Origin of the sequence: Maribacter luteus, from assembly GCF_009674825.1 — a bacterium.
In the GTDB taxonomy this organism is placed as follows: Bacteria; Bacteroidota; Bacteroidia; order Flavobacteriales; family Flavobacteriaceae; genus Maribacter_A; species Maribacter_A luteus.
The window spans coordinates 14,656-26,700 of the sequence record NZ_WKJH01000001.1 but is presented as its reverse complement, the minus strand read 5'-3'; the positions used below and the strand labels follow the sequence as shown (position 1 = coordinate 26,700).

Below are 12,045 nucleotides of genomic sequence, written 5' to 3'. Positions count from 1 at the left end.
CTACCCGATCGTATTATTTTCTTTTTGATCGCTTTTCCTTCATCTGGTCACGGTCACCTCTTTTTTTTCGGGTCTTTTCCCATTTGGCATATTGATCGTCGTTCAGGATTTTCTTAAGTGCAGCCTTATGTGCAATAGCGGCATCCAAACGTTCTGCTTGCATCGCATATTTCTCTTCTGAAGTCATTTTAGGACGTTCCCCAGAGTCCCTCATAGCCTTACGCTCATCCATCTTGGCCTTACGTTTTTTCGCATTTTCCAAGTTTAAAGCAAGGATTTTGGTTTGTTGGGCATCGGTCAAGTCTAAATCCAATGTCATTTTTTTGGTCTGAAGGGTCGCCACTTGTTCAGCGGTCATATCCTTCATTGAATTTCTCTTTCCGTCTTTTCTTTGTTGTGCCATAGCGGTTGTACCTACTATCAAGGCAATCAATACTATTACTTTTTTCATGTGTTTTGTTTTTAATGAATTTTAATAGTAAGACCTGTTAAGTTCATTAAGGTTTAACCCAGCAACTCAATTTGTGAATGGTTTAACAATTTTAGGCAAAAGAAAAGGGCAAGAAGATGTCTCCTTGCCCTGTATTATAATCTTTAATTTAAATCGGGTAAAATGGACCGATTTAATTTTACCACTAATCTCTTAGTGGTTGTAATGAAAATATACTTTGAAAAGAACCATTAAAAGCATGTAGGTTCCTAAGGCTATAAAATAGGTCATAATATGTGGGGGTTTTTGATTATACCATCAAAGATATGTATAGATACTATTGGGTATTTTGAATTGTTGCCAATTGAACATTTTATATGGTGAAATATTCTATTTATGTGGTTTGGTATTTTAGTTCATCGAAGAAATATGCATTTGGCCTAATGCCCTCTTTTTTGGGGGCGCAGTTTCAGTAGGATTTAAAAATAATTGGATAAGAATTATGATATGGGTGTAACATTTAAGGAATTAAGGAGTCCTATTAATAGAGAATTTTCATTTTCTTCACCGATGGTTATCGGGATTTGAATTAGTCAATAAATAAAGCTGTTGCATTGCAATGGCTTTATTTTATTTAAGCTAGAAGCGTGTTTTTTATCGATAAACAGTTGAATTTTTGTTGATTAACAAAAAAATAACATCTTCAAGTCGATTTATTCCCTTCATAAAATTCCAATTAAATTCATGCGAGCCAAGTAAATCGGATCATTTGAAATTATCATTTTGATAATTTGGGAAGATGGTATTTGCGAAATTGATTTTATGCTTATGCCGTTTTTCTCTTGTCCACAATATCTGGGACAATAATAATTGTCCAAAGCTGTTATACCTTTGCATTGAATTTAACCTCAAATGTTATGAATAAGAAAACAATTTTATTGGGTCTAACAACAGGACTTCTATTTGTAAACGGCTTGTTTGCAAATGATACGAAAAGAGATGATGATAATTTCGATATTAATTCCATCGTATATATCGAAGATGATACTGAAGTGGAACTTGGTTTTGATACCTCGGACTACTTACCGGAAGATTTTAATGCTCATGAGCATTATTTTGATATCAATGGCCTCGAATATATAGAGGAAACGATGATATTGGATGTGGATACCAAAACATATCTACCCCAAGACTTTGATGCATATGCATTTCCGACAGATGTTCAAAGTTTGAATTTTATTGATATGGAAGAGGATGCTCCCATTGATCTTGGTTTTGATACTAAACAGTATTTACCGGAGAATTTCAATGCGTATTCAAAATAGAATCCATTAAAATAGATTTATGGTGAACCCTCGTAATTACGGGGGTTTTTCTTTTTAAAATAATAGGGGTACCACAAATTGGAACATAACGGATAAAAGGGCTACCGCTACCAAATTCAATATAACCCCAATCCGGGCCATCTCATGTACCTTTATATAACCGCTTGCAAAGACTATGGCGTTCGGAGGGGTCGCCATTGGCAGCATAAAGGCACAACTGCTCGCCATTGTTACGGGAATCAATAAATAAAGAATAGGGATATCAAGGCCAATGGCAATACCGGCAACTACGGGGGCCAGCACGGCGACTAATGCAACGTTGCTCATTAATTCGGTCATGAACAGCATTAAGAAAATAAGTAATATGGCCGTAAACAAGATACTTATTTCACTAGAGGCAATTGCTTGGGCAACCAAATCAACGATACCACTGACCGACATTCCTTTGGCCAGGGCCAAACCGCCACCGAACAAAACCAGAATACCCCAGGCCAATTTTCGGGTGTCGACCCAATCTATAATAAAGTCCCCTTTATTGATGTTGTAGGGGACTGCAAATAGCGATACCGCCGCAAGCATACTAATGATGGTATCTGTAAGTCCCAATTCTGGAAAAATAGTATTGATCAAAGTTCTAAAGATCCAAAGGGACACGGTTATCCCGAAGATGACCAATACCATTTTTTCCTTACCGCTCATAGGGCCCAGTTTTTTCAGTTCGGATTGAATTACGTCTTTTGAGGCCGAAAATTTCAGTTCCTTGTTCGGGAACATCCATTTTACAAGAACAAAATAGATGATGGTGATCATTACCGCTGAAAATGGGACACCGATTAGCATCCATTTTAAAAAAGAGATCTCGATATTATACTCATTCTCCAACAGGCCGATCATAACCGAATTCGGAGGAGTGCCAATAACCGTGGCAATTCCGCCCGCATTGGCCGAGAAAGCGATACCCAACATTACACTTAAAGCAAAATTCTTGTCATTCTTGGAAAATCCGTCGGCATCATCGATCAATAAACCAATGACCGACATGGCGATAGGCAGCATTACAACGGTGCTTGCCGTATTACTGATCCACATACTAAGGGTTGCTGTGGCAATCATAAAACCAAGAACTACCTTATTGGGCGTAGTGCCCGTTAATCTTATAATATTCAAAGCGATTCTTCTATGAAGGTTCACTTTTTCCAAAGCCAAGGCCATAACAAAACCACCGAAGAAGAGAAAAACGATCGGACTACCATAATTGGCCCCAACATCGCCTATGGGCATAATATCCAAAACTGGAAAGAGGATAAGGGGCAATAAAGCGGTTACCGATATCGAAACAGCTTCCGTTATCCACCAGATAACCATCCAAATTGCAACGGCAATGACCATATCTCCCTTTTCTGAGATGAGGTTTCCCGGAAAGTTCAGGATAACAAAAAACAATATCGGCCCAAGAAAGAGTCCTAATTTTCTGCCTAGTGTCATGGAATTTTATTAGAGCCCCTAAACTAGGATTTTTTTTAAACATATAACATGACCCAGATTAAATACTGGAAAGAACAGAAAACCCCAACTGGGTTATTTTACCTAGTTAGGGCTTCGTTTTATATTCCAATTTAGGCAAGTAAAAGCTATTTACTTATAAAATCGACACTGCTAAGAGTTTGTAATTAGGATTTAAGTTTAACGGTTTTGGAATCACCTTCAACCACTACTTTTATCAAATCATGTTTAGAAAGTGCTTTCATGGATTTGTCCCATTTCTTCCCGCTTAAACCAGCTGCACTTTTTAGGGCTGCCAAATCCATTTGACCTTCAGGTTTCAATAAGTCCAACAGTGATTTTTCTTCCACCGATAATTCAACTTGCTTTTTCTCAGGTCGCATTTGAGGAAAGAACAATACTTCCTGTATAGAGGAATTATTGGTTAAAAGCATTACTAAACGATCGATACCGATACCGATACCAGAAGTTGGGGGCATTCCATATTCCAGGGCGCGCAAGAAATCCTGATCAATGAACATGGCTTCGTCGTCCCCTTTTTCAGAAAGTTTCAATTGGTCCTCAAATCGTTCGCGTTGATCGATTGGGTCGTTCAACTCGGAATAAGCATTTGCCAATTCCTTACCGTTCACCATCAATTCAAAACGCTCTGTCAATGCAGGGTTCTCCCTGTGTTCTTTTGTTAACGGACTCATTTCCTTGGGATAATCGATAATAAAAGTGGGTTGAATATAGTGGTGCTCACATTTCTCCCCGAAAATCTCATCGATCAATTTACCTATTCCCATGGTGTCGTCTACCTCAATGCCCAATCCTTTTGCGGTTTCCCGCAACTGAACTTCATCCATATCGGCAACATCTATACCTGTATGTGTTTTGATAGCTTCTAAAATAGGTACTCTTGCATAGGGAGCCTTGAATTCTATTTCATGGTCTCCAACAGTTACCTTGGATGTGCCATTGGCATCGGTAGCCACTTTTTCCAAAAGCTGTTCGGTGGTGGTCATCATCCAGTTATAGTCTTTGTAGGCTACATAGAGTTCCATTACCGTAAATTCAGGATTGTGGGTACGGTCCATACCTTCGTTCCTAAAATCTTTGGAAAACTCATAGACCCCATCAAAACCACCGACAATCAATCTTTTTAAATATAATTCATTGGCTATTCTCAAATATAACGGAATGTTCAATGCATTGTGGTGGGTAAGGAACGGTCTTGCGGCAGCACCTCCTGGGATAGGTTGTAAAATCGGGGTTTCAACCTCTAGATACCCCTTACTGTTATAGAATTCCCTAATGCTATTGGTAATCTTGGTTCGTTTTACGAAAGTCTCTTTTACAGACGGGTTTACGATCAGGTCTACATAACGTTGTCTATATCTAAGTTCAGGATCGTTGAATTCGTCAAAAACATGACCTTCGGCATCTTTTTTTGGCAAAGGTAATGGGCGTAAAGCCTTGCTTAACATGGTGAAGGTTTTGACCATCACCGTTATCTCACCAACTTTAGTGGTGAACAATTCCCCTTCGACACCGATGATGTCACCAATGTCCAATAGTTTTTTATACACTTCATTGTACATGGTTTTGTCTTCCCCGGTACAGATTTCGTCCCGATTAAAATAAACCTGTATCCTGCCTTCGCTATCCTGCAGTTCTGCAAAAGAAGCCTTTCCTTGTATTCGGCGAGACATTAACCTACCCGAGATAACGACTTTTTTGCCCTCTTCATAATTCGATTTAATACCCTTGGATTTGGCATCGACAGGGTATAAGGCCGCGGGGTATGGGTTAATGCCCAATTCCCGTAATTTGGTCAATTTTTCTCTTCGGATTACTTCTTGTTCTGAAAGCTGCATAAAGTTGTTATTAAGGCTGCAAATATAGGTAGTCTAGGTAAATCTATCAATCCATTGGTTAGGAATATTGATTTTGAGTAAATAGGGTGGTTTTGATGTAACAAAATGGGTAATTTTGCGTCATACAAGTACATCAATCAAAAAAATCCTACATCTATGAGTTTAATTCGTGTGCTTTTGGCCATTTTGTTTCCGCCCTTATCCGTTATCGGTAAAGGTTGTGGTTCGTTCTTAATTGTTTTACTTTTGACTTTCTGTGGATGGGTTCCTGGGGTCATAGCGGCTTTGGTCATTCTAAATAATCCTAATTAAGACATAATTATGTTCAAATTTCGTTTTTGGTCATTGCTTCTGGTTTTGGCCCTCGTTTCAGCATGCAATTTTACTGAGGAAATTTATGTAAAGGAAGATGGTTCCGGGAAGATATCGATAAATTTTGACGGTTCTGAAATGATGGGAATGATGGGCGAGGAATTGAACAAGAACGGGGAGAAGGCTATTGATTCAGTAATTTCTTTCAAATCGTTTCTCGAGGAAAAGAAAGATAGTATCGCTACGCTTTCAGCAGAAAACCAAGCCAATTTAAAAAAGTTGGAACCTTTTGAAATGCATATGGTCATGAACCCGGAAACCAATGAGATGAAGTTTGATCTTTACCGGGATTTTGATGATTTGAATGAGATTTCGGATATCTTCAAAGCTTTTCAGGATGCCAGTAGTTTAGGTCCTGGGTCAAAAAAACAAAGTCCCACTTCGAATTTAAGTAACCAGGCTACCGAGATAGATTATGCTTTTAAAGCCAATTCATTTAAAAGAACGGCACGGGTCGTAGATAGTGCATTGTTAAAACAAAGTATTGATAGTTTGGCCGGGGCAGAAATGTTCCTGTCCGGTTCAACCTATAAACTAAAATACCATTTTCCAAAACGTGTTAAATCGGCATCAGTTGAAGCCGCTACCTTTAGTGCGGATGGCAAGACCTTGTATTATGAGGTTGATTTTCTGTCTTATATGAAAAATCCGGATACCTTGAATATTGAAGTGCTATTAGAGGAATGATTTAGCCATTGTACTTCGTATCTTTGTGCTTATGAACAAGAAGATTGAGCTACAGGATTTAGGTCTTAAGGATTATAAGGAAACTTGGGACTATCAAGAGGAACTATTTCAAAATACGCTTGATATAAAAATCAAGAATAGGAGGGAAGGCTCCTTGTTACCGACACCTAACCATTTTCTGTTTGTTGAGCACCCTCATGTATATACTTTGGGTAAAAGCGGAGATATGGCAAATCTTCTGGTCGATGAAAAAGTGTTGGATGAAAAAGGGGCAAAATTCTATAAGATCAATAGAGGTGGGGATATTACCTATCATGGACCAGGTCAGATTGTTGGGTATCCTATTTTAGATCTGGACAATTTCTTTACCGATATTCATAAATACCTTCGATTCTTAGAGGAAATGGTAATTTTAACATTGGCTGAATATGGGTTGAAAGCAGAGCGATCTAAAGGGGAAACCGGGGTTTGGTTAGATGTAGGTACACCTTTCGCACGTAAAATATGCGCGATGGGCGTGCGTGCCAGCCGTTGGGTTACCATGCATGGTTTTGCTTTGAACGTAAATGCAGATTTGGGATATTTTGATTTAATGATTCCATGTGGTATAAAAGGTAAAGCCGTAACTTCCTTGAATGTGGAGTTGGGTCAAAAAGAAATTTCGATGGATGAGGTTAAGGAAAAATTGCTCAAACATTTCTCAGATTTGTTTGAAGCGGAAATCATAAAACAAAAAACCGAGGTGTAGACCTCGGTTTTATATTTAAATATAAGCTTAATATTCTAATCCTAAATAGTCCATTACATCTCTGTAATTACTTGTTTTTATACCAATTTCTAGCATATTTTCTAAAGAACGCGCATCACTTTTCCCCGTTAGGTTAGTGGCGGCAATTAATACATACCTAACCTCATGATTAGTGGGTGGTTCTGGCTGGGCTCCTATATCATTTACTATGGCAAATGCTACATACTCTCCAATAGACATTGCATCATGAATTTCATACCTGCTTGCTAAACTTATAAATGGAGTTGATACTGCGGAAGTATTTGACCCAGTGAATCTTATAAAGCTTAATAAAGCATAAGAATCTATTACGTCTTGTGTAATACTAGAATCAGAGATTTCAAATCTAGCTTCATTTGTAGCATCCCAACTATTAGGAAAGTTAATTACTGTCCATGAAGATGCAATTACATTCGCATTACCATTTTCCCCATTTTCCCCATCTTCCCCGTCAACTCCGGCAATTCCTTGCTCTCCTTGTAGACCCATTGCTCCATCTTCCCCATCTTCCCCATCGCAAGAGGTTAATACAAGGCTAAAAGCCATAATTACTAATCCAAATAGTTTCATTGATGTTTTCATAATTAAAATATTTTTTAAGTGATTATTTAATGTTTAATGTAGACTGATGTAAAAGGTTAACACAAGTATAGGATTTGGATGGTACTCCCTAGTGTTTTAAGTTAAAATGCTTCATTACTTGGTAATAGTCTGTTGGGTCTATTCCTTTTTCGTAAAGTGCATCTAGGGTATTGTATTTAGAAGATTTTCCTGTATTAGATGGTGACATTACTACCAAACGAAGTTCATCTAAATCTCCAGCGCCTATTATTATAGGCTCACCGTCTCTTAAAAAATTTAATTTGAAATAATAAGAGGTGTTTCCATTTGGAACAAATTCACTACCAATATCAATAAGAGCAAAACCATTGGTAAAAATACGTTGATTAGGTACATAGTACCACGTATCACCAGCTCTTACGTATGAAAGCACTGCCCCATCTTCCACAAAACTTGCAGGGGTCGTATTATTTAGTTGATGGCTTATTCCACTTGCTTCGGTAATATCATATTTGAAAGCAGAAACATTCGCATTACCATCTTCTCCATCGGTACCATTCGCTCCGTCAGCGCCGTCTTGACCATTAGTGCCATCAATACCAGCAATTCCTTGTTCCCCTTGTAATCCCATTGCACCATCCTCACCATCTTCGCCATCTTTGCCACAAGAGGAAAGGGTTAAGCTTAAAGCCATTATTGCAAATCCAAATAATTTTAATGATTGTTTCATAATTTAATTTTTATAATATGATTTTTAATGCTCTTTTATGGTAAAAGAATGGAAAGGTTAACATTGGAATGGAAAAAAACAGAAGTTTAGGTCCCAACATAAATTGAAGAATAGTTAGCCTATTGATAATACCCCGTTGGAGTGATTATTAAATGGGGATAAGCTATTTGGTCCAATTCCCGTTCCCATAGCAGGGTTTTATCTGAAAGATTCAACAAGGCGATATTTGCTTTGTTGTCATCAGGTACGATGTTGAAGAGTAATAGGTGATTGTTAAAGAAGTAATATTTTGTTGCAGAGGTTTTCCATTCTTCAGCAGTCATGTATGAATAGGAATCCAGTTCCTCACCGGTAAAAATATCAAGGGTTTTAGTTACAATGTTTGATTCCCCCACCTCTTTATGGCTAATGAAAACCGTATCATTGGATATATCTATGGCCAATGGGAATTTTCCTGTATAGGTGTGATTCCAAATAAGGTCACCTTCACTTTTATCAATGCTATAAACGGTCTGGTCCCGAGAGTAAAAAATAAATTGGTTTCCAATTTCATAACCTCCTAGAATATTGGGACTCCCGGTGTTAAAGGTCCAATTCACATTCAATTCGGCATCCATAGAAACAATACTATTACTCCAAGTCATTATCAATATTGAGGAGGCACCGCCAATTAATTTTGAGATTCTATCGGTGAAAGGTATTCTTGTGTCAATATGGCCATTATCCGGATTTATGCTCAAAAGTTCCACGGTACTAGAGCCTACGCTCAATTCGGTGATTATTTTGTTTTTGTAAGGTGTGAACTTCTTTACCTCATTACCGAGTTCAATGCTCCAAATGACGTCCCCGTTGTCAAGCTCCAAGGCTTCTAAATGATAAGTGGAGGTGTAGGTTGTTGCATTGACTATCCTATAACTAAGTAGAATCGAATTTTGATGTATTGCCGTCGCATTGATTTGGAAATACCTTTCACTATCTTTTACATAATCTTTGGACCACATGAGATCTCCGTTGAAAGAACCTTTTCGCTGTACTGTTTTTGTTCCCGTGTATTCCCCTTGGGTGCATATGAATGTGCCATTAAATTCATTACAATGAAATGAAGACAAGGTAGTGAAGGTGTTGATTTGCTGATTGTCCTTTAAATCCAATTCCGTAAAGACATTATTGTTATTTATCCATAGACTTCCTACGATGTTGTTGGTAGGCTCCACTATTTCATCAAAACTATTATCATCGTCTTTTTTACAGCTTATTGAAACAATAAGCACTATAAGTATTCCCAAGAGTGATTTATTGGTCTTCATTGTCTAAAGTATTTTAGGTTAATAATGCTTTCTATTGTTGGGGGTCGTTCTTGGTTTTCTCCATGGCATTATTCAACATCTTGTCTACTGCTAACTTCAAAGAGTCTTTCTTTTTAGGGTCGAGACTACTGTCATAGACGTTGTACATATCCCTAAGTTGTTGTTTTTGTTCTTCCGGAGCATCCATTTTTTCAATTAGTTCTAAGTAATTTTGAGCTCCGGCCAAAGGGTTCTCTTCTCCGGCCCCTGCTAGTTTGAATATGCCACTGAACATTTTTGTTTGTTCGTCCAATAAGTTCATTTGTGCGCTTGAATCTTGCTTTGTTTTCGATTGTGCATGACATGTTGGGAAAAGGCCGAATGCACATATGATTAATAAAGTTGCTTTTGTTTTCATAAGTATGGTTTTATAAGATTCTTTTCCTTTTATGTTGTACTTTTTAAAAGGTTAACATGATGTAGAATTTTTATAAAGAAAAGCCTGCCCAACTATAAAAGATGACAGGTTTAAAAATGTGGAAATTGTTATTATTATAAGGTTAAGTCTACTTTTATTAGTTTTTGGGTATCATAATCATTCCAACTTGTAGCAGCCAACCAAAAATTAGTGCCGTCGTAGGTAATACCTGTTACATTATGTCTTCTTAATTCATAAGATTCGATGGCTTTGAATTCTGGAGAAGTTTGGCATTTATGTATCCTATTACCTTCTGTAACATATAAAAAGCCATCTCGATAGTCTAACCCACGAGGTTGAAAGTCCAATGTTATATTTCCAAGAATTTCTCCCGGTGATATTGGTTCATGGGCCCAATAGTGATATAATGTCTTTTCACTTCCGCTAGCCGCCCATAATTCTCCTGGTACGATAGAAGCTATACCATATATCCAAGCCCCTAAGTCTAAAGAGGTATAATTAAAAGTATTGGAAGAATATATGTAAGAATGAAAAATTTGACTTCCATTACTACTTTGAAAAAGCTGTTTATCTGCTGCATCTGACTTTTCAATTTCTACGGCATAGGCTGAATGGGTTGTAGGGATAATTCCTTCTACATTAAAATCAATAGGATTAATTTGTTCAATATTATAGCTGTTAGAATTTAAACCCAATAAATAGGTGCCATCAAAAGCAATATCAACATCCCTGTCCCAAGCTGTATTTCCTTCGTCTAAAACTGTAAGTTCATTAATCCAATTAGACGGTGCTGGTACTGTGGTAGAACGTTGCATTATAATAGGGTCACTATCATTAGACCTTGTAATGGTTAAAATATCATCGCTAACCTCATAATTATTTATCCCAAATATGCCAATACTACCATATAAATCATTTGTTATTATTTGATTTACGGAAACAGTAACGTTTGTTCTTTCTGCTCTTTTAAAACCCAATTGATCTTCTGATAAAATTTCTAGGGTGTTATCTTCATTTATATAAACATATTTTGCTACATCAGAACCAACTTCACTAATAACCTCCCATGTGCCATATGCAGCAGGTGTTGTTAAGGTTGCGTCATCGCCAGCAGGTCCTTGTTCACCCTGTATTCCTTGTTCCCCTTGTGCTCCCATAGCGCCATCTTCACCGTCTTCAGGATTGCAAGATGAAACTATTAATAATAACATGGAGAAGATGAAAACTGGATTGTAATACTTCCTTTTTTGCATAATAATAGATTTAATTTTTTTACAAATTCTTATCCTTTAATGAGCCAAGAAGTAAAAGGTTAACATCTTCTATTTTTTAATGAAATAAAGTAGATAACATTAGAAATAATAAAATGGTAGGCTAAATCTTACATTACTTGTGTTTAGGCTAGTTTTCTATAATTTAGAGGATTAAAAAAATGAAAAAGACTAAATTTAGCCATCAAGAACGTTAACCTTAATTTTCCTATTACATTAAAGTGAAAGAAGCAAAAACCGAAATTACGCTCGAGGATTTAAGACAAGGCTCGGACATGGCGTTGAAACAGGTTTACGAAGATAACCGTGAAAAATTCCTGAATTTTGCACGGAGGTACCACTTGTCGGATGAGGAAAATATAGATATTTATCAAGATGCCTATGTCATTTTTTATGACAATGTGATGAACGGGAAAGTAGAGCGCTTTACCAGTAGTATTGCCACTTATCTTTTCGGTATTGGTAAATACTTGATTTTTGAACGCATGAAGAAAAATAAAAAAACGGTAAGCTCAAAATTTGACCTAACATTAGTGGGGAAAGAGGATGAACTAGTGGAGAGTTTTGAAATGGAAGAACAGGAGTTGACACCAGAGCAGGTATTATTGAAAAAACATTTTGGGGGACTAGGGCAAAAATGCCAAGAGTTATTGACCCTCTTTTATTACCAAGGCTATACGATTCAGGAAATTATGGAGGCTCGCGATTACAATAGTGAAAACGTTGTGAAAGCGGCTAAATCCCGTTGTATGAAAACATTGCGGGAACGTATACAGGCTAATAATCCCGATTGAT

Annotated in this window: 13 protein-coding genes; 5 read left to right on the top strand and 8 right to left on the bottom strand. The window is 37.3% G+C overall.

Translation table 11 applies throughout. The features are described 5' to 3' along the window. Positions 1 to 13: 13 nt before the first annotated feature. Positions 14 to 451 carry a DUF4890 domain-containing protein gene (locus tag GJ691_RS00115; protein ID WP_154362544.1) on the bottom strand — a complete coding sequence of 146 codons (438 nt, stop codon included), beginning with the start codon at positions 449 to 451 and terminating at the stop codon, positions 14 to 16. An 896-nt stretch (positions 452 to 1,347) separates the two neighbouring features. Here GJ691_RS00115 and GJ691_RS00110 point away from each other — a divergent pair. Beyond that, positions 1,348 to 1,755: a hypothetical protein gene (locus GJ691_RS00110; RefSeq protein WP_154362542.1), complete on the top strand. Its 408-nt coding sequence runs from the start codon at positions 1,348 to 1,350 to the stop codon at positions 1,753 to 1,755. A 54-nt stretch (positions 1,756 to 1,809) separates the two neighbouring features. Here the strand turns inward: GJ691_RS00110 and GJ691_RS00105 are convergent, their stop codons facing one another. Both GJ691_RS00105 and lysS read right to left on the bottom strand, forming a co-directional pair. After that, a complete protein-coding gene (locus tag GJ691_RS00105) occupies positions 1,810 to 3,240 on the bottom strand; it encodes an SLC13 family permease (protein ID WP_154362540.1) in 1,431 nt (476 codons plus the stop codon). Between the two features lie 185 nt (positions 3,241 to 3,425). After that, positions 3,426 to 5,117: a lysine--tRNA ligase gene (gene lysS, locus GJ691_RS00100; RefSeq protein ID WP_154362538.1), complete on the bottom strand. Its 1,692-nt coding sequence runs from the start codon at positions 5,115 to 5,117 to the stop codon at positions 3,426 to 3,428. A 156-nt stretch (positions 5,118 to 5,273) separates the two neighbouring features. Between lysS and GJ691_RS00095 the strand changes: the two genes are divergently transcribed. Genes GJ691_RS00095 through lipB form a run of 3 tightly spaced genes read left to right on the top strand, consistent with a single transcriptional unit; the run spans position 5,274 to position 6,924 of the window. Next, positions 5,274 to 5,429: a YqaE/Pmp3 family membrane protein gene (locus GJ691_RS00095; RefSeq protein WP_109654881.1), complete on the top strand. Its 156-nt coding sequence runs from the start codon at positions 5,274 to 5,276 to the stop codon at positions 5,427 to 5,429. A 9-nt stretch (positions 5,430 to 5,438) separates the two neighbouring features. Beyond that, on the top strand, positions 5,439 to 6,176 hold the full coding sequence (locus tag GJ691_RS00090) for a hypothetical protein (RefSeq protein ID WP_154362536.1): 738 nt from the start codon (positions 5,439 to 5,441) through the stop codon (positions 6,174 to 6,176). A 31-nt stretch (positions 6,177 to 6,207) separates the two neighbouring features. Beyond that, positions 6,208 to 6,924: a lipoyl(octanoyl) transferase LipB gene (lipB, locus tag GJ691_RS00085; RefSeq protein ID WP_154362534.1), complete on the top strand. Its 717-nt coding sequence runs from the start codon at positions 6,208 to 6,210 to the stop codon at positions 6,922 to 6,924. Positions 6,925 to 6,951: 27 nt separating this feature from the next. On the opposite strand, the gene GJ691_RS00080 is transcribed toward lipB, so the two are convergent. From GJ691_RS00080 to GJ691_RS00060, 5 genes are all read right to left on the bottom strand, one after another. Then, positions 6,952 to 7,545 (bottom strand): collagen-like protein, encoded by a 594-nt coding sequence (locus GJ691_RS00080; RefSeq protein ID WP_154362532.1) that lies wholly within the window; start codon positions 7,543 to 7,545, stop codon positions 6,952 to 6,954. An 88-nt stretch (positions 7,546 to 7,633) separates the two neighbouring features. Then, positions 7,634 to 8,254, bottom strand: a complete 621-nt coding sequence (locus GJ691_RS00075) for a collagen-like protein (RefSeq protein ID WP_154362531.1) — start codon at positions 8,252 to 8,254, stop codon at positions 7,634 to 7,636. A 119-nt stretch (positions 8,255 to 8,373) separates the two neighbouring features. Next, a complete protein-coding gene (locus GJ691_RS00070) occupies positions 8,374 to 9,561 on the bottom strand; it encodes a PQQ-binding-like beta-propeller repeat protein (RefSeq protein ID WP_154362529.1) in 1,188 nt (395 codons plus the stop codon). Between the two features lie 31 nt (positions 9,562 to 9,592). Then, complete coding sequence (locus GJ691_RS00065) at positions 9,593 to 9,958, bottom strand: hypothetical protein (protein ID WP_154362527.1); 366 nt, start codon at positions 9,956 to 9,958, stop codon at positions 9,593 to 9,595. 134 nt (positions 9,959 to 10,092) lie between these two features. Then, positions 10,093 to 11,232: a collagen-like protein gene (locus GJ691_RS00060; protein WP_154362525.1), complete on the bottom strand. Its 1,140-nt coding sequence runs from the start codon at positions 11,230 to 11,232 to the stop codon at positions 10,093 to 10,095. Between the two features lie 239 nt (positions 11,233 to 11,471). On the opposite strand from GJ691_RS00060, the gene GJ691_RS00055 reads away from it, so the two are divergent. Beyond that, a complete protein-coding gene (locus tag GJ691_RS00055) occupies positions 11,472 to 12,044 on the top strand; it encodes an RNA polymerase sigma factor (protein ID WP_343033432.1) in 573 nt (190 codons plus the stop codon). Position 12,045 lies beyond the last annotated feature (1 nt).